General features: G+C 42.1%; 24 protein-coding genes, 4 pseudogenes and 1 riboswitch. Of the genes and pseudogenes, 21 read left to right on the forward strand and 7 right to left on the reverse strand.

Features of this window, described 5'->3' with window-relative positions; translation table 11 throughout:
* Positions 1 to 14: 14 nt before the first annotated feature.
* Both yidC and D8791_RS02915 read right to left on the reverse strand, forming a co-directional pair.
* Entirely contained in the window at positions 15 to 935 is a 921-nt protein-coding gene (yidC, locus tag D8791_RS02910; protein ID WP_125446184.1) for a membrane protein insertase YidC, read from the reverse strand.
* An 81-nt stretch (positions 936 to 1,016) separates the two neighbouring features.
* Positions 1,017 to 1,295, reverse strand: a complete 279-nt coding sequence (locus tag D8791_RS02915; RefSeq protein ID WP_125446185.1) for an acylphosphatase — start codon at positions 1,293 to 1,295, stop codon at positions 1,017 to 1,019.
* A 141-nt stretch (positions 1,296 to 1,436) separates the two neighbouring features.
* Here D8791_RS02915 and D8791_RS02920 point away from each other — a divergent pair, with 141 nt between their 5' ends.
* The 6 genes from D8791_RS02920 to D8791_RS02945 all read left to right on the forward strand — a co-directional run bounded on the left by D8791_RS02920 (position 1,437) and on the right by D8791_RS02945 (position 7,347).
* Positions 1,437 to 2,177: a TrmH family RNA methyltransferase gene (locus tag D8791_RS02920; protein ID WP_125446186.1), complete on the forward strand. Its 741-nt coding sequence runs from the start codon at positions 1,437 to 1,439 to the stop codon at positions 2,175 to 2,177.
* A 44-nt stretch (positions 2,178 to 2,221) separates the two neighbouring features.
* The gene (locus D8791_RS02925) at positions 2,222 to 2,713 is read left to right on the forward strand and encodes an HDIG domain-containing metalloprotein (RefSeq protein ID WP_048766208.1); all 492 of its coding nucleotides are present in this window, start codon (positions 2,222 to 2,224) and stop codon (positions 2,711 to 2,713) included.
* Between the two features lie 19 nt (positions 2,714 to 2,732).
* On the forward strand, positions 2,733 to 3,416 hold the full coding sequence (locus tag D8791_RS02930) for a Bax inhibitor-1/YccA family protein (RefSeq protein WP_125446187.1): 684 nt from the start codon (positions 2,733 to 2,735) through the stop codon (positions 3,414 to 3,416).
* 181 nt (positions 3,417 to 3,597) lie between these two features.
* The gene (locus tag D8791_RS02935; protein ID WP_125446188.1) at positions 3,598 to 5,061 is read left to right on the forward strand and encodes a flotillin family protein; all 1,464 of its coding nucleotides are present in this window, start codon (positions 3,598 to 3,600) and stop codon (positions 5,059 to 5,061) included.
* 162 nt (positions 5,062 to 5,223) lie between these two features.
* Complete coding sequence (gene gnd / locus D8791_RS02940; RefSeq protein ID WP_048766212.1) at positions 5,224 to 6,648, forward strand: NADP-dependent phosphogluconate dehydrogenase; 1,425 nt, start codon at positions 5,224 to 5,226, stop codon at positions 6,646 to 6,648.
* 9 nt (positions 6,649 to 6,657) lie between these two features.
* The gene (locus tag D8791_RS02945; protein ID WP_125446189.1) at positions 6,658 to 7,347 is read left to right on the forward strand and encodes a response regulator transcription factor; all 690 of its coding nucleotides are present in this window, start codon (positions 6,658 to 6,660) and stop codon (positions 7,345 to 7,347) included.
* A 96-nt stretch (positions 7,348 to 7,443) separates the two neighbouring features.
* Here D8791_RS02945 and D8791_RS02950 read toward each other — a convergent pair whose 3' ends face one another.
* Positions 7,444 to 7,926: an S-ribosylhomocysteine lyase gene (locus D8791_RS02950; protein ID WP_125446190.1), complete on the reverse strand. Its 483-nt coding sequence runs from the start codon at positions 7,924 to 7,926 to the stop codon at positions 7,444 to 7,446.
* A 277-nt stretch (positions 7,927 to 8,203) separates the two neighbouring features.
* On the opposite strand from D8791_RS02950, the gene D8791_RS02955 reads away from it, so the two are divergent.
* From D8791_RS02955 to D8791_RS02975, 5 genes and pseudogenes are all read left to right on the forward strand, one after another.
* Positions 8,204 to 9,817 (forward strand): ribonuclease Y, encoded by a 1,614-nt coding sequence (locus tag D8791_RS02955; RefSeq protein WP_061910604.1) that lies wholly within the window; start codon positions 8,204 to 8,206, stop codon positions 9,815 to 9,817.
* 99 nt (positions 9,818 to 9,916) lie between these two features.
* Positions 9,917 to 10,027 (forward strand): annotated as a pseudogene (locus D8791_RS02960) (SAM-dependent methyltransferase); the annotation flags it as partial.
* 231 nt (positions 10,028 to 10,258) lie between these two features.
* Entirely contained in the window at positions 10,259 to 10,855 is a 597-nt protein-coding gene (locus tag D8791_RS02965; protein WP_125446191.1) for a TetR/AcrR family transcriptional regulator, read from the forward strand.
* Positions 10,855 to 11,808: an ABC transporter ATP-binding protein gene (locus tag D8791_RS02970; protein ID WP_125446192.1), complete on the forward strand. Its 954-nt coding sequence runs from the start codon at positions 10,855 to 10,857 to the stop codon at positions 11,806 to 11,808. The genes D8791_RS02965 and D8791_RS02970 overlap by 1 nt, the downstream gene beginning before the upstream one ends.
* Complete coding sequence (locus D8791_RS02975) at positions 11,795 to 12,571, forward strand: ABC transporter permease (protein ID WP_125446193.1); 777 nt, start codon at positions 11,795 to 11,797, stop codon at positions 12,569 to 12,571. Before D8791_RS02970 ends, D8791_RS02975 begins: the two co-directional genes overlap by 14 nt.
* A gap of 294 nt (positions 12,572 to 12,865) precedes the next feature.
* Here D8791_RS02975 and D8791_RS02980 read toward each other — a convergent pair.
* Positions 12,866 to 13,055, reverse strand: a pseudogene (locus D8791_RS02980) (beta-carotene 15,15'-monooxygenase); the annotation flags it as partial.
* 50 nt (positions 13,056 to 13,105) lie between these two features.
* A complete protein-coding gene (locus D8791_RS02985; protein WP_125446194.1) occupies positions 13,106 to 13,900 on the reverse strand; it encodes an ABC transporter ATP-binding protein in 795 nt (264 codons plus the stop codon).
* Between the two features lie 151 nt (positions 13,901 to 14,051).
* Between D8791_RS02985 and D8791_RS02990 the strand changes: the two are divergent.
* Positions 14,052 to 14,231, forward strand: a pseudogene (locus tag D8791_RS02990) (hypothetical protein); the annotation flags it as partial.
* 197 nt (positions 14,232 to 14,428) lie between these two features.
* Positions 14,429 to 14,809: pseudogene (gene tnpA / locus D8791_RS02995) on the forward strand (IS200/IS605 family transposase).
* 47 nt (positions 14,810 to 14,856) lie between these two features.
* Here the strand turns inward: tnpA and D8791_RS03000 are convergent.
* Positions 14,857 to 16,296: a TrkH family potassium uptake protein gene (locus tag D8791_RS03000; RefSeq protein WP_125446195.1), complete on the reverse strand. Its 1,440-nt coding sequence runs from the start codon at positions 16,294 to 16,296 to the stop codon at positions 14,857 to 14,859.
* Between the two features lie 4 nt (positions 16,297 to 16,300).
* Entirely contained in the window at positions 16,301 to 17,650 is a 1,350-nt protein-coding gene (gene trkA, locus D8791_RS03005; protein ID WP_125446196.1) for a Trk system potassium transporter TrkA, read from the reverse strand.
* 305 nt (positions 17,651 to 17,955) lie between these two features.
* Here trkA and D8791_RS03010 point away from each other — a divergent pair, with 305 nt between their 5' ends.
* The 8 genes from D8791_RS03010 to D8791_RS03045 all read left to right on the forward strand — a co-directional run bounded on the left by D8791_RS03010 (position 17,956) and on the right by D8791_RS03045 (position 24,345).
* On the forward strand, positions 17,956 to 18,465 hold the full coding sequence (locus D8791_RS03010; RefSeq protein ID WP_185760543.1) for a tRNA (cytidine(34)-2'-O)-methyltransferase: 510 nt from the start codon (positions 17,956 to 17,958) through the stop codon (positions 18,463 to 18,465).
* An 80-nt stretch (positions 18,466 to 18,545) separates the two neighbouring features.
* Positions 18,546 to 18,683: riboswitch (FMN riboswitch) on the forward strand.
* 144 nt (positions 18,684 to 18,827) lie between these two features.
* Positions 18,828 to 19,385 carry an ECF transporter S component gene (locus D8791_RS03015; RefSeq protein ID WP_015605562.1) on the forward strand — a complete coding sequence of 186 codons (558 nt, stop codon included), beginning with the start codon at positions 18,828 to 18,830 and terminating at the stop codon, positions 19,383 to 19,385.
* Positions 19,375 to 20,025, forward strand: coding sequence for a phosphatase PAP2 family protein (locus tag D8791_RS03020; RefSeq protein WP_125446198.1), 651 nt, complete (start codon positions 19,375 to 19,377; stop codon positions 20,023 to 20,025). The genes D8791_RS03015 and D8791_RS03020 overlap by 11 nt, the downstream gene beginning before the upstream one ends.
* Positions 20,026 to 20,127: 102 nt before the next feature.
* On the forward strand, positions 20,128 to 20,427 hold the full coding sequence (locus D8791_RS03025; protein ID WP_185760544.1) for an MGMT family protein: 300 nt from the start codon (positions 20,128 to 20,130) through the stop codon (positions 20,425 to 20,427).
* Positions 20,428 to 20,486: 59 nt separating this feature from the next.
* Positions 20,487 to 21,434, forward strand: a complete 948-nt coding sequence (mnmL, locus tag D8791_RS03030) for a tRNA modification radical SAM protein MnmL/YtqA (RefSeq protein WP_125446200.1) — start codon at positions 20,487 to 20,489, stop codon at positions 21,432 to 21,434.
* The gene (mnmM, locus tag D8791_RS03035; RefSeq protein ID WP_125446201.1) at positions 21,428 to 21,976 is read left to right on the forward strand and encodes a tRNA 5-(aminomethyl)-2-thiouridylate-methyltransferase MnmM; all 549 of its coding nucleotides are present in this window, start codon (positions 21,428 to 21,430) and stop codon (positions 21,974 to 21,976) included. Before mnmL ends, mnmM begins: the two co-directional genes overlap by 7 nt.
* A gap of 47 nt (positions 21,977 to 22,023) precedes the next feature.
* Entirely contained in the window at positions 22,024 to 22,278 is a 255-nt protein-coding gene (locus tag D8791_RS03040; RefSeq protein WP_015605557.1) for a hypothetical protein, read from the forward strand.
* Between the two features lie 12 nt (positions 22,279 to 22,290).
* Complete coding sequence (locus D8791_RS03045) at positions 22,291 to 24,345, forward strand: cation:proton antiporter (RefSeq protein WP_125446202.1); 2,055 nt, start codon at positions 22,291 to 22,293, stop codon at positions 24,343 to 24,345.
* Positions 24,346 to 24,423 lie beyond the last annotated feature (78 nt).

Here is a 24,423-nt window from a genome sequence, read left to right on the forward strand (position 1 = left end):
AATGGATAGTTTATTTATCTAGAACGTTGTTTACCAGCGTTGCGATTCTTTTTCTTTTTATTGTTTTGAGTGATTGCTTGGCTCGCTTTTGGTGTCACATCTTTGATGCGGCCTGCATTGCTCATGGCTTTCGGAGGATTCTTTTTGTATTCTTCTGCTACTTGCTTTCTGATCCGAGGACGCATTAAGTAGTTAATGATGAATTGTTGGATGATTTGGATGAAACCACCGACTACCCAGTAGAGGGTCACAGCCGCTGGTGACATGAAGGAGAAGACAACAATCATAATCGGACTCATATAAGTTGCACTCTTCATCTGCGCTTTTTGGGTCTCATCTTCGATACCATGTAGGGAGAGAAGTGACTGGATGTAGTAGAGTACACCGACAATGAGAGTCAAGGCCAGACTAGGTTTTCCAAGATTGATGCCAAGGAAAGTACTGCTGGCTACACCGTTTGTATATTGGGCAGCGAAGAAGAGGGCTGAGAAGAAAGGCATTTGAATGAGTAGAGGGAGGCAGCCGATACCGCCAAACATACTGAGACCATTTTCTCTTTGAGCAGCCATAAGTTCTTGCTGGGCTTCCAGTTTTTCTTCTTGGGTTTTGGCATTATTGATTCGTTCTTGAATAGGGGCAAAGATGGGCTTGAAGTAGTTCATCTTTTCTGACTGAAGAGTCGCCTTCCAAGACTGATAGATTCCCAGTGGGAAAATAATCAGCCGCACGATAAGGGTAACGATAATAATCGCTAGACCGTAACCGAGACCTGAATTCTTGGCAAAGAACTGGATGCTATCTGCCATAGGCTGACCAAGCACATCCCAAATGATACCAGAAGGATTGCCAGCCTTGTCTCGTCCGACACACCCTGTCAATAATAGAAGGAGGGACAAGCTCATTCCAGAGAATAAAATACGTTTAAATGTTTTCACGAGTTCATTTCCTTTGTTTCTAAAAAATAATACCTATCTATTCTACTGTTTTTTAAGGAAATATACAATAGTTCTACAGACCTAATTTGCAATTTTAAAGTCAGTATAGGAATCAAAATTGGCCATGGTGACATCTAAATAGCTGACTTTTGAAAAAGGAGTTGGTCCCTTGCGGATTCCTTGAATGAACTTGGCCATGAGGGCAGAGCTTTCAGCTTGAGCCAAAATTTCGACTGTACCGTCGTCATTATTCCAGACACGACCGGTAATCCCGCCGATTTGCAGAGCGAGGGAGTAAACGCCCCAACGAAAGCCGACGCCTTGGACTCGTCCTTGCGCAATCATTCTTACTTTTTGCATCGTTACCTCCTTTTGTAGCGGTTTGAAACTCGCTTCTCAGTCCATAGCGCAGCGAGCGGTTGCTTGCTGGAGACAAGATTTTCTCTGAAGCTAAGTCTAGAGGATGAGTTCAAAACTGCTAGATTGTGTTATAATGTATTTATGAATATTATAACCTCAAAAGCCAATAATGTGGTAAAAAAAGCTAAAAAGCTGCATCAAAAAAAATATCGTAGCGAGTCGTATTTGATTGAGGGCTGGCATCTTTTTGAGGAGGCTCTGGCCAGTCAGGCACGGATTCTGCGAATTTTTGCCTTGGCAGAGTACGAAGAGCGCTTGGCAGCATTTTCTCAGATAATTTTTGTTAGTCCTGAGATTCTGAGTGATTTGGCAGATAGTAAGACCCCTCAGGGAATCGTTGCAGAATTAGCCTTTGAGGAGCAGAATATTCCAGAAAAGCTGGAAGGTGCCTACCTCTTTTTAGAAGATGTGCAGGATCCTGGCAATGTCGGAACCATCATCCGAACAGCGGATGCGGCGGGTTATCAAGGAGTTTTCATCTCTAGCTACTCCGCTGATATTTACAATCTCAAAACCTTGCGTTCTATGCAGGGTAGCCATTTTCATCTGCCCATTTATCGCGTGAGCAGAGAGGATATGCTGACTCTGGCTCGTCAGAATGATTTACAAATTCTGGCTTCGACTTTATCAGAGGATTCCCTTGATTATCAAAAGGTCGAAAAAAATGAGAATTTCCTCCTAGTCATGGGCAATGAAGGTCAGGGAATCAGCCAAGAAATGACGGATGCGGCTGATGTTTTGGTTCATATTTCCATGAAGGGGCAGGCTGAAAGTCTGAACGTAGCTGTGGCAGCCGGCATCCTGATGTTTGCTTTAAGCTAACTTTTAGAAATTTCTCTATAATAAAACTAAATGGAGGTGATGACATGCCTTACAGAGAAGATGATGAATTTATGGCTTATGTGGGGCATTTGATTGAGAAGCCCAGCGTCCAACGCTTAAAAGGGATTACCCATCATATTCATTCCAATCGGCTTGAACATTCAATCAATGTCAGTTATACTAGTTATAAAATTGCAAAAAAATTTGGCTGGAATGCCCGCAGTACAGCACGGGGCGCTCTATTGCATGACCTATTTTATTATGACTGGCGTGAAACCAAGTTTAAAAAGAGTCATGCCTGGGTACATCCCCGCCTAGCAGTCCGAAATGCCCGCAAGATTACCAAGCTCAATCGAGTTGAGGAAGATATTATCATCAAGCATATGTGGGGAGCGACCTTAGCACCACCCCGCTACAAGGAGTCCTTCGTTGTAACTATGGTGGACAAGTATTGGGCGATCAAAGAAGCGACGGCGCCTTGGCGACAAAAGCTGAGTGGGCGTAAAAAGTATCATCGAAAGATGATGAAAAGTTAAAATGTAAAAAGGAGACATTATGAACAATACAATTATTCAAGAAAACAGTGGACTTTCTAGTTTTTATTCTAAGGTCTACGGATTTGTCGGGATGGGAATTGCCATCTCTGCTCTGGTTTCAGGCTTAATGCTGACGACCTTCCAGACAGCTCTAGTAGATATTCTGCTCCATTACCGCTGGATATACTACGGTGCGATTTTCCTTGAGGTGGCCTTGGTTTGGTCAGCTTCCAGTATGGGACTTCGCAATAGTCCAGCTGCTCTCCCCCTCTTTTTGAGTTACTCAGCCCTAAACGGCTTTACCATGAGTTTCATTGTGGCCATGTACACAGGAGGTGTGGTCTTTAAAGCATTTGCAGTTAGTGCGGCCGTTTTCCTTGTCATGGCAGCCATGGGTGTCATCATCAAAAAAGATTTGTCTGGTATGGGCCGTGCTATGATTGCAGGTCTGATTGGGATTGTGATCGCGAGTTTTGTCAATATTTTCCTGGGTAGCGACATGATAGACTATATTGTCAGCTATGTCAGCGTCGTCATTTTCGCTGGTTTGATTGCTTGGGACAATCAAAAAATTCGCTATGTCTATGAGCAGACAGGCGGACAGGCTGGACTTGGTTGGGCCCTTTCTCTGGCTTTGAGCCTTTATCTCGACTTTATCAATCTTTTCCTCAGCATCCTTCGTATCTTTGGAAGAAATGACTAATAAAAGATGGATAGCTTCCTCAATAAATGGGAAGCTATCTTTTTGTTTGAAGGGGCATTTTGGAAGTTGAATAGGATTAGCAGTAAAAGTTTTGCAAACTGTTAATTTTTTGATATACTAACTAAAAATATATTTGGGCAATGCCTTCGTCTATTGCTCTGGAAAAAGAAAGGAAGTTTCTATGGATATGTTATTTATCCCAGGCTGGTTGATTTTTGCAATCGTTGCAGCCATTGTGCTTATTATTCTTTTGGCTAAGGGGTATGTCAATGCTAAGCCAAATGAAGTAGTCGTTATTACTGGTCTGCGTAAGCAGCGCCATTTGAGAGGTAAGGCTGGCTTCATGATTCCTTTTGTAGAGCAGCGCTCTTATCTGGATATTGAGCAGTTTTCTACAGACGTCCGTACTTCTGAGTCTGTGCCAACACTTGATTTTATCAACGTTCGTGCTGATGCGGCTGTTAAGTTGAAGATTGGTACTACTGATGAAATGATTGACCGTGCGGCAGAGAACTTCCTTAATTGGAATACCACTGATATTTCTAACTCTGTCCAAGATGTACTAGAAGGAAATCTTCGGGAAGTAATTGGTCAGATGGAATTACGTAAGATGGTCAATGACCGTCAGGAATTTGCCTCAAAAGTTCAGGACAACGTAGCTCCGGATCTGGCTAAGATGGGATTAGAAGTCATTGCCTTTACCGTTCAGTCTTTCTCTGATGAAGGTGGTGTGATTGATAATCTCGGTATCGAAAATGTCGAAACCATCAAAAAAGATGCCTTAATTGCGAAGGCTAAAGCTGAACGTGAGCGCAAGGAAGTAGAAGCTGAGCAAGACAAATTGGCTAACGATAAGCGCGTAGCTGCTGACTTAGAAATCGCTCAAAAGCAAAATGAGTTGAAATTGAAGCAAGCAGCCCTCAAGCAGGAAGCGGATATAGCTCAAGCTAAGGCTGATGCAGCTAAAGGGATTGAGGCGGAAGTGCAGCGTCGCGAGCAAGAACGTGTGGCTGCCGAAGCTAATATCATGAAGCAAGAGAAAGAAGCTGAAGTCAAGGAACGCGAAGTTAAGGTTCGGGAGCAAGAACTGGATGCTAACATCCGCAAACAGGCTGAAGCGGAGAAATACTCTCGTCAACAAGCAGCGGAAGCACAATTGATTGAGCGTCAACGTCAAGCCGAGGCGGAGCTCTTTGAAACACAAAAAGAAGCCGAAGCACGCAAGGCTCAAGCCGAGGCTGAGAAATTTGCGCAACTGCAAGAAGCTGAAGCTATTGAAGCTAAGGGACGTGCTGAAGCGGAGGCTATTCGTCTTAAATTAGAAGCCGAAGCAGAAGGTTTGGATAAAAAAGCAGAAGCCATGAAGAAGATGCAGGAAGCTGCGATTACTGAGATGATTGTAGACAAACTGCCAGAAATTGCCCGTGCTGTAGCAGAGCCGCTTACTAAAGTGGACAAAATCACTATGTATGGTGAAGGCAATGCTTCTAAGATGGTTGGTGATATCATGCAGAGTATTGACCAAGTGTCGCAAGGTGCAGGCTTCGATATTCGTCAACTCCTAGCAGGAGCTCTTGGTGTTAATATGACTGTTAACAAGCTAAAACAAGATGAGCAAGCTGTCATCGAAGTTGATGAGAAATAAATCCAAATGTGTCTAAGCTATACAAACAGCTGGGAGTCGGAACTTCTGGCTGTTTGTTTATCATCCATCAGAAAAGCATTTCTATCAGCTAAATACTTTTCATTACCATGTAAAAATGTTAAAATATAACAGATTAAACAACTAAGATTATAGGAGTAGAAAATGACAAAAGCTAACTTTGGTGTCGTAGGTATGGCCGTAATGGGTCGTAACCTTGCCCTAAATATCGAATCTCGTGGCTATACAGTTGCCATTTACAACCGTAGCAAAGAAAAAACAGAAGACGTAATCGCTTGCCACCCTGAAAAGAAATTTGTTCCAAGCTACGATGTAGAGTCTTTCGTTCAATCTATCGAAAAACCTCGCCGTATCATGCTTATGGTTCAAGCTGGACCTGGTACAGATGCAACTATCCAAGCCCTTCTTCCACACCTTGACAAGGGAGATATCTTGATTGACGGAGGAAACACTTTCTACAAAGATACCATCCGTCGTAATGAAGAATTGGCAAACTCAGGTATCAACTTTATCGGTACAGGGGTTTCTGGTGGTGAAAAAGGTGCCCTTGAAGGTCCTTCTATCATGCCTGGTGGACAAAAAGAAGCCTATGAATTGGTAGCTGATGTTCTTGAAGAAATCTCAGCTAAAGCGCCAGAAGATGGCAAACCATGTGTGACTTACATCGGTCCTGATGGAGCTGGTCACTATGTGAAAATGGTCCACAACGGTATCGAGTACGGTGACATGCAATTGATCGCAGAAAGCTATGACCTCATGCAACACTTGCTTGGTCTTTCTGCAGAAGATATGGCTGAAATCTTTACTGAGTGGAACAAGGGCGAATTAGACAGCTATTTGATCGAAATTACAGCTGATATCTTGAGCCGTAAAGATGATGAAGGTCAAGACGGCCCAATCGTAGACTACATCCTTGATGCTGCAGGCAACAAGGGAACTGGTAAATGGACCAGCCAATCAGCGCTTGACCTTGGTGTGCCATTATCACTGATCACTGAATCCGTATTTGCCCGTTATATCTCTACTTACAAAGAAGAGCGTGTACATGCTAGCAAGGTGCTTCCAAAACCAGCTGCCTTCAAGTTTGAAGGAGACAAGGCTGAGTTGATCGAAAAGATCCGTCAAGCCCTTTACTTCTCAAAAATCATTTCATACGCACAAGGTTTCGCTCAATTGCGTGTGGCTTCTAAAGAAAATAACTGGAACTTGCCATTTGCGGACATCGCATCTATTTGGCGTGATGGCTGTATCATCCGTTCACGTTTCTTGCAAAAAATTACAGATGCCTACAACCGCGATGCAGATCTTGCTAACCTTCTTTTGGATGAGTACTTCTTGGATGTTACTGCTAAGTACCAACAAGCAGTGCGTGATATCGTAGCTCTTGCTGTTCAAGCAGGTGTACCAGTACCAACCTTCTCAGCTGCTATTACTTACTTTGACAGCTACCGTTCAGCGGACCTTCCAGCTAACTTGATCCAAGCGCAACGTGACTACTTCGGTGCTCACACTTATCAACGTAAAGACAAAGAAGGAACCTTCCACTACTCTTGGTATGACGAAAAATAGGATAGGCCTATGGCAAAGCGAATTTTATTAGTAGAAAATGAAAAGAATCTTGCACGATTTGTGACTTTGGAACTGCAAAAGGAAGCTTATCTTCTGGATGTAGTTGAGACAGGAAGTCAAGGTTTGGCGTTGGCCAGAGAAAATGACTATGATCTGCTCTTGCTTAATTATGACTTGCAGGATATGACTGCTAGTGACTTTGCCAAGCAACTGAGCTTGCTCAAACCGGCTTCGGTCATTATCGTCTTAACCAGCCGTGAAGAAATCAAAGAACATGCAGATGAGATTCAGCGCTTTGCTGTCTCCTATACCATAAAGCCTTTTATTATCAGTGATTTGGTTGAGAAAGTCTCCGATATTTTTCGAGGTCGGGACTTTATTGACCAGCATTGTAGCAAGCTGAAAACACCGACTGCTTACCGCAATCTACGAGTTGATTTGAAAAATCATATCGTCTATCGTGGAGAGGAAGTGATTGCCTTGACACGACGAGAATATGATCTGCTAGTGACGCTGATGAGCAACCAAAAGGTCATGAGCCGCGAGCAGCTTCTGGAACGTGTCTGGAAGTATGAGGGCGCGACTGAAACCAACGTAGTCGATGTCTATATTCGCTATCTACGTAGTAAGATTGATGTTGCTGGACAGACCAGCTATATCAAAACTGTCCGTGGTATCGGCTATGCTATGCAGGAATAATAAGAACAAACCCGCCCTCTGTTTCCAGAAGGGCGGGTTGATTTTTTTCATTTTTAGCGCAAATAATAAAATCCTAGAAGATTAAAATCCCTCTGCTTAGAGGACATGGCGCTCGAAAGCATTGTCAGAGATTCCTTGGCTGAGAATGAGTTTCGCCCATTCTTTGGCAGAAAAAAGGCTGTGATCCTTGTAATTACCGCAAGATTCGATAGTGGTGCCAGGGACATCCTCCCAAGTAGTTGTCTCAGCGATTTCTTCTAAGCAAGATTTGATGACTTTAGCAATTTCAGTCGCTGAGTGCTGTCCCCACATAATCATATGGAAACCTGTGCGGCAACCGAAAGGCGAGCAGTCAATCATACCGTCAATCCGCTTGCGAACAAGCATAGCCAGCAAATGCTCGATGGTATGCAGGCCAGCAGTCGGAATAGAGTCTTCATTTGGCTGCACCAAGCGAATATCAAAGTTAGAGATAATATCTCCTTTGGGACCAGTTTCCTCTCCAATAAGGCGAACATAGGGTGCTTTTACGATTGTATGGTCAAGCTCAAAACTTTCAACGATAACTTCTTTAGACATGATTTCTCCTTTAAAATTTTAAAATTGGAACCTGAAAATGAGATCAGGTTTTAAAAGCGACATTTCAAACACTTCCTTTTGATTATAGCATAAAAAAATAAGAGTTAGGAAATAAAAAAATTTTATATATTAAATTCTTTGATTTAGCGCCTTTTGGCTCAATAATAGGCAAAAAACGGCCTTCTTTTTCAAAAAATTGATTTGTGAATTTCTGCTATTTATGATAGAATAAAAAGGAATTTTGAATTCAATAATTAAATAGATTTGGAGTAAAAACATGGGCTTATATACGATAGCTGCTTTTGTTTTTGCTGCCATCATTGGTTTAGTGATTGGGTATGTAGGAATCGCGGTTAAGATGAAAGCATCTAAAGAAGCCGCGGAACTTACTCTTTTAAATGCTGAACAAGAAGCAACCAATTTACGCGGTCAGGCAGAACGCGAAGCGGATTTGATTGTCAAAGAAGCGATGCGCGAAACCAGTTCGCTTAAAAAAGAAGCACTTTTGGAGGCAAAAGAAGAAGCCAGAAAATATCGTGAAGAGGTTGATGCAGAATTTAAGTCTGAGCGTCAAGAGTTAAAACAAATTGAAAGCCGCTTGACAGAGCGCGCAAGTAGTCTTGACCGCAAAGATGACAATTTAACCAACAAGGAAAAGACTTTGGAGCACAAAGAACAGAGTCTTACTGATAAAGCTAAACACATTGATGCGCGTGAAGCACAAGTAGCTGAGCTAGAGCAGCAAAAAGAAGCTGAGCTTGAGCGGGTAGCATCCCTGACTCAGACGGAAGCGCGTGAGATTATCTTGACCAAGACCGAGGACAAGCTGTCTAAGGAGATTGCAACTCGTATTCGGGAAGCGGAGCAGGATATCAAAGAGCGCTCGGACAAGGTGGCCAAGGATATCTTGGTTCAAGCTATGCAGCGGATTGCTGGTGACTATGTGGCTGAGCAGACCAATTCAACGGTTCATCTTCCTGATGACAGCATGAAGGGACGGATTATCGGACGTGAAGGTCGTAATATTCGAACCTTTGAAAGCTTGACAGGGATTGATGTTATCATTGATGATACGCCTGAAGTGGTTACTCTTTCAGGTTTCGATCCAGTTCGCCGTGAGATTGCTCGGATGACTATGGAAGCACTTCTCAAGGATGGTCGGATTCATCCCGCTCGTATCGAGGAATTGGTCGAAAAGAATCGCTTAGAGATTGATAACCGTATTCGAGAGTATGGTGAAGCCGCAGCCTATGAAATCGGAGCACCAAACTTGCATCCTGATTTGATGAAAATCATGGGTCGCTTGCAGTTCCGTACTTCCTACGGGCAAAATGTTCTCCGCCACTCGATTGAGGTTGCCAAATTGGCTGGAGTTATCGCTGGAGAGTTGGGTGAAAATGCGAACTTGGCTCGTCGTGCTGGTTTCCTCCATGATATTGGTAAGGCCATCGATCGAGAAGTAGAAGGCAGCCACGTGGAAATTGGAACTGAGTTGGCTCGCAAGTATAAGGAGCATCCAGTTGTTATCAATACGATTGCTAGCCACCACGGAGATGTGGAACCTGAGAGCGTTATTGCAGTCATCGTTGCAGCAGCTGATGCCCTAAGTGCAGCTCGTCCAGGAGCTCGCAGTGAGTCGCTGGAAAGCTACATCAAGCGATTGCAAGATTTGGAAGAAATTGCAAACAGCTTTGAAGGGGTTAAGACAAGCTTTGCCCTTCAGGCAGGTCGTGAAATCCGAATCATGGTCAGTCCAGAGAAAATCAAGGATGATAAGATTACAATCTTGGCACATGATGTGCGTGAAAAGATTGAAAACAACTTGGAATATCCAGGAAATATTAAGGTCACAGTCATTCGCGAAATGCGAGCAGTTGATTATGCAAAATAAAAAGGTTGAGACATTTGTCTCGACCTTTTTGTTTGTTTTAAATGAAGTAGTAAACTGTCAGCGTTTGGCAGAAGCTGGCTTGAACAATGCTCGACTAATCTTAGCTACCTGTCTCAGCAGGACTTCACCGTTGCCCTCTACAAGACCATCAATCAGATTAACAATCCGCCTTTCTTGATCATGATTGAGAAATTGCGAGAAGGAACTTGAGACACAATAAGGATACAGAGAGAAAAGCCAGATAATAGGAGCTTTCAGCACTGTATTTTTAATCATGAAAATCAAATAAGTAGCTCTAACAGAAGAGAATTAAGGTTCTTGTGAATGTAAGGTCTTATATTTCCTTACAAAGAAGATATAAGACTTTTGACATTTTTCAGTTTATATGATAATCTATGACTGTAAATTCAAAAAACGTCACAGCGTTTTTATGAGGAAATTATGGCTACTGCTTTTACTACTGAAGAAAAAGAAATAATTAGAAAGAAATTACATAAAGTTGCAAAGGAATGCCTTCAAAGATATGGGGTTAAGAAAACCACAGTTGACCAGATGGCAGCAATGGTAGATATTTCTAAAGGTTCTTTTTATAATTTTTATTCTTCAAAAGAAATGTTATTTTTTGCGGTCTTAGAAGAATATCAAATAGATGTTATGGATCGCCTGACAGAACAATTAGATATGGAAGCCAAGATAGATACAAATCGTCTGGTACAGTTACTTTATGATTTTTATCAAGATTTTCGCTATTCATTTATGTATACCATATTTAAAAATCATGAAATGGAATTACTCGTAAGAAAATTGCCAAAAGAGGCGATAACAAATCATCATCTGATAGATGATAGGATGGTTAAAAAAATTGTATCCCGAATCAACATTAGAGAAAATGTATCGGTAGAAATCGTCTCTGCTTTATTTAGAACGATTGCTATGACTATATTACACATCGAGGAAATCGGTGAAGAACAATTTGATATCACATTGAAGTTAGTCATACAAGGAATTGTTGAGCAAATTACTAAGGAGGATAGGTAATGGTGCAAGAAGCAATTAGAACCGCAAACCTTTCTAAAAGATATGGAACAAAAAATGTTGTCAACAACTTGAATCTATCGATAAAACCTGGTGAAATAGTAGGTTTTTTAGGACTAAATGGTGCAGGGAAAACAACAACGATGAGAATGATGTTAGGATTGATAAAATCTACATCAGGAGAATGTTATATCCAAGGAAAAAAGTTAGATCTGAGTAATTTAGAACTTCGAAATGAAATAGGTTATATTATTGAGACACCTTATTCTTATCCAGACTTAACTGTGAGAGAAAATTTAGAAATCGTTAGTAAATTAAGAGGGGTTAATAAAGATAATATTGACTGGGTCATTGAAAAATTAAAACTAAAGCAATATGAACATAAACAGGAGAAGCATCTTTCTTTAGGAAATGTTGCGCGTTTAGGAATTGCAAAAGCGATTATTCATAAACCTAAAATCCTAATTCTTGATGAGCCAACAAATGGATTAGATCCTTTTGGAGTTATTGAAGTGAGAGAGCTGTTAAAGGAATTGGCAAATAATCTAGGTACAACTGTTCTTATTTCAAGTCATAATCTGGAAGAAATATCTAAAATTGCTACTAGAATAGTCATTATACATGAAGGCAGACTTATAAGAGAAGTTGAAAGCAATGAATTAGAGCAGTACTTAGAAAAGAGGTTACTAGTAACTGGATCTAATAATAAGGCCATGAAAGAAGTATTATCTAACCAGGGCTATCAGGTAAACATTCAATCAGACACAGAAAATAATATCGATTTCTTAGAACTAATTGATAAAAAATCTGTGGAATATCCGGAAGAAATTGCTACATTGCTGGTTAATGCAGGTTATCCGCCCAAATCGCTGGCTGTTGAAAAAGAAGATTTAGAGCATTATTTCTTAAGAATACTGAATGACTATAATAGAGGTGTTTCGAATGAAAAAGCTTAGTTCCTGTATTTTAATTGAATGGAGAAAGTTAATAAAATCAAAACTTTCCATCGTAACTGCTTGTTCTATCTGTTTAGTTCCTTTTATTGTTGGGTTGTTTGCAACTATGATGAAATATCCAGAGAATTTCAAAAATCTTGGTTTGATTTCTGCAAAAATGGAAATGATGAGGATAACAGACTGGTCATCATACTTAATGACCATATCACAAGTCATTTCTGTTGGGGGATTGCTCATTTTTGGATTTACAGCATCTTGGGTTTTTGGTAGAGAATATTCTGATAAAACGATGATAGACCTATTAGCGCTTCCGATAAAAAGAGATACAATCGTATTATCCAAGTTTATCGTTATCGCTCTATGGAGCTATATTTTATCAATTTTTGCACTTTTATTGGGATTGTTGGCTGGCAATTTGATTGGACTTGATGGTGGGAACTTAACGGTGATTTTCAAAGGTATACTTACTTTTGTTCTTTGTACTACTCTTACGATCATACTCTCTACTCCGGTGGCTTTTTTTGCTTGTTTAGGCCGGGGCTATTTGTCTCCATTGGCATTTATTATTTTTACAATTATTTTTTCTCAACTTGGTTCTGCTCTTAACTTTGGAAGATACATTCCATGGGCGATTCCTGCACTCGCCAGTGGTATTGCAGGAAAAGCAACATTGAATTTTGGGAGCATTGTCAGTTTATTTGGGGTCAATATTCTAGGTCTTATCGCAACAATAGCTTGGTGGAGGTACGCTGATTACGATTAAAATGAAGTGATGAAAATACTAATAACACAAAGCTAAGTCTTATTCATTTAAATTCAAAACAACCCCTCCTGTTCAGATTGAAGAACAAGAGGGGTTATTTTATGACAATTGATTGGGTGAGAAGGAACTATGTGAGTATCGTTGGCCTAAATGAAAAGAGAGTTTCTAATATACGTGATTGGGAAAAAATGACCTTGCCTTTGATAAGTTAAATGTCAAAGCGTTCTTGGATGGTAGTTTTAGAACAAGGTAAAATCTCGTTACGGGCATCAGTCAAGTGAAGGACAAAATCTAAAAAAGATGCTTGGTCTGAACTTTTTCCAGCAGAAGCCATATTAAAAAGAGGCTGAGGAGAGAGAACAGGAGGATAGGGTAGAAATACCAAGGATTACTGATGAATTGGGTCCTCAGCAATCCTCAAAGGGATGTAAGTGCGGGACAGTAGAATCTGTCCAGACAGGAAAAGCAAGGCAATCGCAGTCATGGTTAGAATCAGAAAGTATCCCAGACTGAAGATGATGTTGGCAAATTACTTCATAAGAACCTGTTCTCCACCTTGATGAAATAGCGGTCTTCTCCCAGCTCAATCAACTCGACTGGCTGAGGATAGAAGCGATTCATGACCTCTTTTTGAAAAATTTCTTCTTTAGGACCTTGGGCTATAATTTCACCTTCTTTTAGGAGCAGGACATGATCCATAGCAGCAGTGATTTCCTCTACATGGTGGGTGACATAGAGGATAGTTGGAGCCTGGTCCATCTGTGTAATCTTACCAATCTGATCCAGCAGGCGCTCGCGGGCAAAGAGATCCAGACCGCTGGTCGCTTCGTCTAAGATAAGCAGTTCTGGTTTTTCCATGAGACTGCGCGCAATCAGCAAGAGCTGCTTTTCCCCTTGAGACAGACTGGCGTAGCTCCGACCAATCAAATCTTGTCCGCCAATGGAAGCCAGCATTTCCCTAGCTTGATCCAGTTCTTCTTGTCCGTAAGGAGCATAGAGAATATTGCTTTTATACTTGCCTGTCAGGACGACTTCTTCGGCAGTGAGATGGCTAGGAAGGCGTTCAGCAATGAAGGAGCCGACTACTCCAATCTTAGTTCTCAGATGAGGAATGTCGCCAGCACCAAATTCCGTACCCAGAACTGTCACCTTGCCCTGAGTCTTCCAATGCTCAGCCATAAGCAAGCGCAGGAGAGTAGATTTTCCTGAGCCGTTGAGACCGAGGATGGCCCAATGCTCCCCCTTTTTCACCTGCCAGTTGAGATCTTTTAAGATGGTTCGGCCTTGTTTAGCCAAGCTTACATTTTCCAGTTTGATAATTTTTTCCATTTTTACTCTTTCTTTCGTTAAATCTTCTTTATTATAACAAAATTTAGGATAAAATAACCGATAGGAGGAGTCAGATGTTTTATAAAAGTAAGTTGATGTAGGTCCTTTTGCTAATGATTATCTTCTTTATCTGGTGTCAGATGAGGATCTTCCTATTATCATCATGGTACTCTTGCTCTTATCCAGCAATATCTATGGTGTACTAGAGATGATCGAGGCAATCCCGACTTATTCTATCCTCAAAGAAATCGCCAAGTTCTTGGTTAATCGCTATGATAATCACAAGGAAACCCAGCAGCAGAAGAAGAACGAAGAGCTTGGAATCGATTGATTCCAGAGTCTCGAGACCAGAAATAAGACGGAAGAAGGACCTTCCGTCTTATTTTCATTATGGCTTCAAGTCAGTTTTTCTCGTAGAGAAAAACAAGAAAACCACCAGCTAAGCTGGTAGCTGCTAAGGATTTGACCTTTCATTTCTTTTTCCTGGTAGAATCTATTTGTTCAGGTAAGACAAAGGAGGAAAAGGAAATGGCTAAAACTAGTTGCAGTTTATTACATACCGAATGGATGTGCAAATATCATATCATCTTTACTCCCCAAGTATCGCAGAAAAACCATTTACTACAAAATAAGACGAGATCCCATTGAGATTTTTTGTCATCTATGTCAATACAAAGGTGTGGAAATTACTGAGGGACAGATGATGCCAGATCATGTTCACATACTTATCTTGATCCCTCCAAAACTTTCGATTTTTGATTTCACGGGATATTTTATAAATATGTAAGTACCGTTGGCCTAAACGGAAAGACAGTTGCCAAATAGATTCGCAAGCAAGAGAAAAATGGCATTGCCCTTGAAAGGTTAAGTGCTAAAGCGTTCTTAGATGGTAGTTTTAGAACAAGATAAAAGCCCGTTTTTACGGGCATTAGTTAAGTAACGATAGCTATTTCCTGCTATCTATTAGACCAGGTTCTTGGTAGGAATAGAAGTAGGATTGGATAGATTTCTAAACGTCCTGCAATCATGGCAAGAGAGAGGAGGAATTTAGAAAATGGGCTATAGATAGAGAAAGTCTCGGTTGTCCCAATCATTGGTCCGATATTATTGAAACAACTGATGACAGCACTGGTAACAGTCATTAGATTGTTATTGTCCAGACTGATGATGAAAATCAAAGCTGCGATAATCAAAATATAAACAGCTAAATATTTGAGAACCTTGTGTTGGGTATCTTTATCCAAAACAGCACCGTTGATATGCATGGTTAGAACGCGATTTGGCGAAAGCGTGGAAAGGATTTGGTTTTTAGCGATGCGGCCGATGATAATGGCACGGATTACTTTGAAACCGCCAGCGGTGGAGCCAGCAGAACCTCCTAGACACATGAGCAGCAGCAGAATGACTTGTGAGAAGAGGGGCCACTGTACGGTATCTCCATAGCCGAATCCTGTCGTAGTAATGGTGTTGGAAACTTGGAAAAATGAAATTTCTAAGCTTTTAGCAAATTCCCCGTAAACATGGAGAACATTGAAGCTAATCAAAATAGTGGCAGTGAGGACAATCCAGAGATAGCCTTTCAACTCCTCGTCATGAAAACAGGCTTTAAATCTTCGAATCAAGAGATAATAGTAGAGATTGAAGTTTACCCCAAAGGTCAGAACGCCGAAGCTGACAAGGTAGGTGATTAGAGAACTGTTGTAGTGGGCAATTCCGTCGTTAAAGACAGTGAAGCCTCCTGTACCAGCTGTTCCCATTGCGATGACGATACTATCAAAGAGTGGCATGCCGGCGAGGAAATAAAGAAAGGCAAAAAGGGCAAAGAGCGCTAGATAGATAATATAAAGAATCTGGGCGGTGTTTCTTAATTTCGACACAACCTTACCAAAGACTGGTCCAGGAACTTCCGCTTTCATGACCTCTAAGTGGCCGTTTTTAGCATTGTCCATGATAGCTAAGGCAAAGACCAGCACCCCCATTCCTCCAATCAAGTGGGTAAAACTACGCCAAAAGAGGAGGGAGTGGGAAAGGACAGATACATCATTTAAAATCGTAGCACCAGTAGTGGTAAAGCCAGAGCTGACTTCAAAGAAAGCATCAATTAGATTAGGAATCTGGCCAGAAAAGACAAAAGGCAGAGCGCCAAAGAAGGACCAGAGAATCCAGCAAAGGGCAACAATCAGTACCCCTTCCTTAGTGTAAATGTGGGCATCTTTAGGCTTAAAGGCTGAACCTAATCCACCCAAAATCACTAAAATAATCATTGTCGCGCCGATCGAAAGGAAGACTTCAAGATCTTCACGGTAGATCAGTGCAACGATTGTTGGAACCAACAAGAGGGCTGCTTCGATGAGCAGGAGTTTGGAGAGGAGAAAGCGAATCATAGGTCTATTCATGGGGCTACCTCTCTAACAAATCGTAAATCTTATCGATGTTTTGAATCAAGGTTGTCACGATGATCTTATCTCCGACTTCCAAATAATCATCTCCACTTGGGAAGATGGCTACGCCTTGACGAATGATAGCTGCAATCAGCACCCCGCTCCTCAACTTGAGCTGAGAAAGAGGCTGTTCAATCATTTTATTTCCTTCGTTGATCTGAAATTGGAGTGTTTCAATTTGGCCATTTGCTACATGGTGCAAGGCTTCTAGGCTGGAGAACTGTGCGTTATTCCGTCCGCGGATAAAGTGCATAATGGTATCAACGGCAATCCCTTTTGGCGTGACAATACTTGCGAAATCTTGATTGTCAATAATCTCGAGGAGACTTGTCCGGTTGATCTTGGTAATGTTTTTTTGAACGCCAAGATTGTTGAGGAACATTGAGGTGATGATATTTTCTTCATCGACGCCTGTCAAAGTAGCTATTGCATCGTAATGCGCAGCTCTTTCTTCTAGTAGAATATCTTTGGCTGTACCGTCTCCATTGACCACGTAGAGTTCAGGGAATTCTTGGCTGAAGAACTCTGCACGCTGGCGATTGATCTCGACGACCTTGAGCTCAATCTTGCTATTTTTGAGAATGTTTAAGAGATAATAGGCAATCTTACCTGCCCCAATAATCATGAGGCTCTTGATGACCCTTGGTCGGATTTTATTGTGGAAGTGGACAATTTCTGAACGATTTCCAGTCAGGAAGATTTTATCAGATGGCTGCAAGGTGAACTCACCATCTGGAATGCTGAGTTTTCCTTCTCTCTCAATAGCACAGATGATAACGTGAGGGAAATGCTTCCTAAATTGCGAGAGACTCATTTGGCAGAGATGACTTTCTGGCTTGATTTTAAACTCCATCAAGGTCACTCGACCATTGGCGAAATGCTCCAATGACAGAGCGTTAGGAAAATCAATAATATTGGCAATATAACGAGCAGCGAGGAGTTCAGGGTTGACCATCAGAGAGAAGCCTAGAATATTTTTTTCTTTAAAATAAGCATTTGAGTATTCAGGATTTCTCACACGGACAATGGTTTCTTTGGCCCCCATTTTCTTTGCGAGAACGGCTGAAACCATGTTAACCTCATCCTGCTCAGTCATGGCAATAAAGATATCGCAGTGGGCAACATCTGCCTGCTCCAAGATTTTAAAATTCGCACCATTTCCAACGATGCCCATAATATCGTAACGTTTTGTAATATGATTTAGAACAGCTTCATTTTGTTCAATTAAAACGACATCATGCTTTTCAGCAACGAGCGAGCGACAAAGGGCGGCTCCGACCTTCCCGCTTCCGACGACGATAATTTTCATATTATTCCTCCCGAATATGTATCTATCATACCTTTTTTTATATAAAATTTCATCTATAAATCTCAATAAAGTCATTTTTTACAGAATAGTAAGCTGTTTCAAAAGAAATCCTACAAAAATCTCACTTTTTGAGGTCATTTTTATTGACTTGTCGGAAGAAAATGATATACTAGGAAGGTACCCTCATTGATTTACATCAAACCTGTTGTGATGTAAGTTAATGATGCCTTAACCACGCTGTTTGCTGAGCTTGACTCCGGGCAGTGTGGCTATTTTTTTATTCTAATGAAAATCAGGAAAAAATCATGTCTCAGCAAAATCATATCGTCCTTTTTGAACCACAAATTCCACAGAATACAGGCAATATTGCTCGTACTTGCGCAGCGACCAATTCTCCCCTCCATATCATCAAGCCCATGGGTTTTCCTATTGATGACCGTAAGATGAAGCGGGCTGGACTGGATTATTGGGATAAGCTGGATATTAGCTTCTATGAGAGTCTGGATGACTTTATGAAGCAGATGGACGGACGGCTCTATCTGATTTCTAAGTTTGCTGAGAAGGTCTACTCGGAGGAGAATTTTGCTGCAGAAGGGCCGCATTATTTTATGTTTGGTCGTGAAGATAAAGGCTTGCCAGAGGACTTTATGCGTCAGCATCCAGAAAAGGCCTTGCGCATTCCCATGAATGACCAGCATGTCCGCAGCTTAAATGTCTCTAATACGGTCTGCATGATTGTCTACGAAGCCTTACGGCAGCAGAACTTTGCAGGACTGGACTTGGTACATGAGTACGAAGCGGATAAGTTGAAGTAAAAGAAAAATAGCTGAATTGAAATAATATTTATTACATCAATCAAAAAGCTTGCTCTGGCAGGCTTTTTTTGTTATGATAAGAGTGTCTTCAGGGCAGGGTGAAATTCCCGACCGGCGGTAAATTTGACTAGCTATTTTAGCCAAATAAGTCCGCGAGCGAAAGCTGATGTGGTGCGATTCCACAACCGACAGTACAGTCTGGATGGGAGAAGACGAAAGGCGTTATTGCCTGGCCGGTTGGTCGTTTTAACCTTATTTTAAGGGGCATTTTATATACTCTTATAAATTGTGAAAGGATTTTTCGGGCCTTGTGTTAGCAGCCTTCCAGCTTCTCTAATTTTTATAAATTGGAGGAACCTGTTATGACAAATACGCGCAAAATGGCGATAGTTGCGGCTCTATCTGCACTATCATTCCTGCTCATGTTCTATCAAATCCCTTTGGTAGCCGAGTTTCTAAAATTGGATTTTTCGATTATTCCAATTTTATTAGCTTTGGTTCTCTTGGATTTTAAGAGTTCTGTAGCAGTTCTGCTCATTCGCTCTGTTTTAAAATTGGCCTTAAATGGTCATGGAGTGGAAACCTTGATCGGCTTGCCAATCAATATTGTGGCGATTCTGGTCTTTGTCCTCTTCTTTGCTCTTTTCTGGGAAAAGAAGAGAGATTTGATGAGCTATTTGCTTGCATCTTTCCTAGGAATTCTTTCCTTGACTGCAAGTATGTTGGCGCTGAATGCTTTTTATGCCATTCCGCTTTATGCTCGTTTTGCAAACTTTGATATCGGTCAGATTATTGGTGTAAGTAAGTATCTACTGACCATGATTGTTCCCTTTAACCTATTAGAAGGAGTAATCTGGGCGGTGGCTTTCTGGCTGATTTACACGCTTTTGACGCCCGTTCTAAAACGCTATGAAAAATAAACAATCTTATCTAACAAAGGGCTCTTTTGCCCTTTTACTTTTCGTCATACTAGGCTACATGGTCAAGTTTTATCCAGAGCAGCTGACCAGCTTTGACACTCCGATTCAAACTTGGCTGCGAGGGAACTTGCCCACAGCTTTGACGATATTTTTCAAACTGGTCACCAGTTTCATTGACCCGCTAGGAATTATTATCTGGGTGTCTGTCCTTGTCCTATTTTTCCTTTATAAAAAATGGAAATTAGAAGCTGCCTTGCTAGCGGGAAATCTGGCTTTACATGGGATTTTGATTAAGCTGATTAAACTCGTTTACCAAAGAAGCCGACCTAGTATTTTGCACTTGGTTGAAGAGGGTGGTTATTCTTTCCCAAGTGGTCATTCTATGGCGACAGCTATTGTGGTGGGGACCTTGATCATTATCGTCCAGCAACGGATGCAGAATCAACAAATCAAACGTCTGGTACAGGGCTTGCTCTTGCTCTTTATCTTCACGATTATGGCATCCAGAGTCTATCTGGGCGTGCACTATCCGACAGATGTGATTGGAGGAGCCTTGCTGGGTTTTGCCATTCTCAATATCGAATTTCCCTTTTATGACAAGCTGCGCTTTCAATGGCGCTTCAAGGGAAAGCAGAAATAAATAGAGATGAGAAAGGTTGGTTTTGCCAGCCTTTTTACCTTGACAAAGAAGACCTCTTCTTTTAAGATAGGAGCAAGTGAGGTTAGGAGGAGGTTGTCTGTTTTGAATCCAGAAATCATCAAGTCGGTTTTAGCTATTGTGGATGAGATTCCCTCTGGGCGCGTGGCGACCTATGGTCAGATTGCTCGTTTGATTGAGCGGCCTAAAAACGCCCGTTTAGTCGGGAAGATTCTCAGCCAGTCGGAGCTTTATGATGGCAAGCATCCTTGCCATCGGGTGGTCAATGCGGCAGGGCGCCTCGCACCAGGCTGGGAAGACCAAGCACACTTGCTCTGGGCGGAGGGAGTAGACTTGAAGTCCAATGGCTGTGTGGACCTCAAGCGTTATCAGTGGGAGGCATGATTTTCTTCTTTCTTAGTGAAGGGGGAAATTTTTGTTTCTAGGCTCCTTTTTGTGGTAGAATGGAAGGTATGAAATCTTACAATGCTTTGAATGATTATTATCGAAAACTTTTTGGTGAAAAAACTTTTAAGGTGCCTATTGATGCGGGCTTTGACTGTCCCAATAGGGATGGTACGGTGGCGCATGGAGGCTGCACCTTCTGTACCGTTTCGGGTTCTGGTGATGCCATTGTGGCACCAGATGCGCCCATTCGCGAGCAGTTCTATAAGGAAATTGACTTTATGCACCGCAAGTGGCCAGATGTTCGCAAGTATCTGGTCTATTTCCAGAACTTCACCAATACCCATGAGAAGCTTGAGGTGATCCGTGAGCGTTATGAACAAGCCATTAACGAGCCAGGTGTCGTTGGTCTCAATATCGGGACTCGGCCGGACTGTTTGCCTGATGAGACCATTGCCTACTTGGCTGACCTGTCTGAACGTATGCATGTGACTGTAGAGCTGGGCCTTCAGACTACCTATGAGGAGACTTCGGACCTCATCAATCGTGCCCATTCTTATGAGCTCTATGTGGAGACGGTCCAGCGCGTTCGTAAGCTGGCTCCCAAGGCGGAGATTGTTTCTCACTTGATTAACGGTCTGCCGGGTGAGACCCATGAGATGATGCTGGAGAATGTCCGCCGCTGTGTGACGGACAATGACATTCAAGGGATTAAGCTTCACTTGCTTCACTTGATGACCAATACCCGTATGCAGCGGGATTATCATGAAGGGCGGCTGCAGCTGCTCAGTCAGGAGGAGTATGTCTCTATCGTCTGTGACCAGCTGGAGATTATCCCCGAGCATATCGTCATCCACCGCATCACTGGCGACGCCCCGCGAGATATGTTGATTGGCCCCATGTGGAGCCTCAATAAATGGGAAGTTCTTAATGCCATTGAGGCAGAAATGCGTCGTCGTGGCAGCAAGCAAGGTTGTAAAGCAAAGGAGCAGAGATTCGTATGTTGAGACCCTTACAGATGGCCCATGCCTTTTTGGCAGAAGTCGTGACCAAGGAAGATGTCGTAGTGGATGCTACGATGGGCAATGGACATGACACCCTCTTCCTAGCTCAGTTGGCCAAGCAAGTCTATGCTTTTGACATTCAGGAGCAGGCTGTGGAAAAGACACGCCAGCGCTTGGCAGAAGCTGGCTTGAATAATGTTCAGCTAATCTTGGCTGGGCATGAGACTTTGGACCAATACACGGACCATTTCAAGGCTGCTATTTTTAATCTTGGCTACCTGCCTTCGGCGGACAAGTCTGTCATTACTCGACCTGATACGACGCTGGAAGCTTTGGAAAAGGTCTGCCGAGGCTTAGAAAAAGGCGGTCGCGCTGCTATCATGATTTACTATGGACATGAAGGGGGCGAATTTGAAAAAGATGCGGTGCTAGACTTCGTCAGTCAACTGTCCCAGCAGGACTTCACCGTCGCCCTCTACAAGACTATCAATCAGATTAACAATCCGCCTTTTTTGGTTATGATTGAGAAATTAAAAGAAAAATAAGGTTTCCAAAGTTGCTAAAAACTTTCTGAGGAATCATTTGGAGAAAAATGGATAAACAATATTTGCATGAAAAATTAGCTGGCTTACGAAACAAATACGTCGAGTCTGCTAATGAAGAAACGAATGCTGGCTTTTTGGACGAGGCCAAAATGAACAAAAAAATGCTGCGAATCAAGAAAAAATTGGTGAATCTAGAGATGGAGCGCTGCCAAAAGATGATTGAGCACCGCGATCTATCCAAAATTGATCAAAAGATTTCAGCGCAAAAAGAATTGTTTAAAGAGTGCTGCCAGCAAAGATAAAGGAGGTTCAAAGTGGAAATCCTTCTCTACACGATTGTTTTTTTGCTCTTATTGGTTGTATCGAATGTAACCAACCGCTTGCTGCCCCAGCTTCCTTTACCTCTAGTGCAAATTGTGCTGGGAATTTCGCTTGGTTTTCTCCTTCCTCAGGGGAAATTTCATTTAGATACAGAGCTATTTTTAGCCCTGGTAATCGGACCATTGCTCTTTCGGGAGGCTGAGGAAAGCAATATTACCAGTATTCTCAAGCACTGGCGAATCATTTTGTATTTGATTTTTCCAGTTATCTTTATTTCAACGCTTGGTTTGGGCTATCTGGCCCATCTTCTCTGGGCTGCTTTGCCCTTGGCGGCCTGCATTGCCGTAGGAGCCGCTTTGGGTCCGACAGACTTGGTTGCCTTTGCTTCCCTATCAGAACGTTTTTCCTTCCCCAAGCGGGTGGAAAATATCCTAAAAGGAGAGGGATTACTTAACGATGCGTCTGGTCTAGTTGCTTTTCGTGTGGCTCTTTTGGCCTGGACTACAGGAAGTTTTTCTCTAGGAAAAGCTAGTATATCCTTAGTTCTTTCCATTATCGGTGGTTTTGCCGTCGGGATGGCCAGCGCAGCTCTTAATCGCTGGTTGCATAAACTGCTGATGAGTGCTCAGGTATCAGATATTGCTAGTGAGCTCTTGCTGGAGCTGAGCCTACCCTTGGTTACCTTCTTTTTAGCAGAGGAGATTCATGTCTCAGGGATTATCGCAGTAGTCGTTGCAGGTATCTTTAAGGCTAGCCGTTTCAAGCGGATAACGCTTCTGGAAGCTCAGGTGGATTCGGTCACGGAAACCATCTGGAATACAGTGAACTTCATGCTCAATGGCTCTGTTTTTATCATTTTAGGAATAGAGCTGGAGATGATTGCAGAGCCAATCTTAAAGAGCCCGATTTACGATAATCTCTTGCTACTCGTGAGCATTGTCCTTCTGACTCTTCTACTCTTTGCCCTTCGGTTTCTTATGCTGTTCACTTTTTACTTCATTCGAATCAGAAGATTGCACAAGAATGTTGGAAACTACCTGAAGGAAATGCTGCTGCTGACCTTTTCAGGTGTCAAAGGAACTGTCTCCATTGCGACTATTCTTTTGATTCCGAGTCAGTTGGAGCAAGATCATCCTTTGTTGCTTTTCTTGGTAGCAGGTGTGACCTTTCTTAGCTTTCTGACGGGTTTGCTCACACTTCCTCATCTGTCTGAGGAAAGAGAAGAAGAAAACGAGCACCTGATGCACATTGCTATTTTAAATGAAGTGGTGAGTGAGCTGGAAGCAGGCCTCAAGCAAACCAAGGCTAAGGCACCTCTCTATGCGGCTATTGACAATTACCATGGTCGTATCGAAAACCTAATCCTTGAACAGGAAGACAAGGCTACTCAGCGAGACTTGGCAGCTCTGAAATTATTGATTTTGAGTATCGAAAATGATGGTTTGGAGCAAGCTTTTGAGGAAGGAAAAATCAGCGATCGTAGCTATCATCTTTATCAGCGTTACCTACATAATATTGAGCAGGGCATCAATCGAAACTTAGTTTCTCGCTTTACCTATATGTTTCTCGTTACCCTACGCGTATTGCGCATGTTGCTCCATGAAATCGTCACCCTTGGTGCTAGATGGCGTTCTTGGAGGCAAGGTGGAGCTAAGCATCTAACTGCTGAGGATATGGAGGATATAGCAGAGCTTTATCTGTCCAATACCGAAGTCATTATCGAAAGTTTGGAACATCTAAAGGGTATCTATAAGCCTTCTCTAATTACTTTTTTGCAGGAATCTCGACTAAGAGAAACGGAGATCATCGGTAGTGGTGCCTTCGTCGAGCGTGTTATTGCGCGATTCAAGCCCAATAACATCTCAGAAATGATCTGGGGCTATTATTTGGAGAGAAAAATTATCTTTGAATACGAGAAAAAGAAATTGATCTCAAGTAGCTATGCAAAACGCCTGCGCCAAAATGTCAATAATTTAGAAAATTACTCACTGAAAGAGAGAGCCAACACCCTACCTTATGACATGGTTAATTACGCTAGAGAGCGCTAGAAGATAAGGCTATCCAGTGAGCTCCACTAAAAATTAATTAGAATTCAAAAAGAGAACGGCATGCTTTAGCCGTTCTCT

It is taken from the genome of Streptococcus cristatus, from assembly GCF_003943515.1.
Taxonomy (GTDB): Bacteria; Bacillota; Bacilli; order Lactobacillales; family Streptococcaceae; genus Streptococcus; species Streptococcus cristatus_D.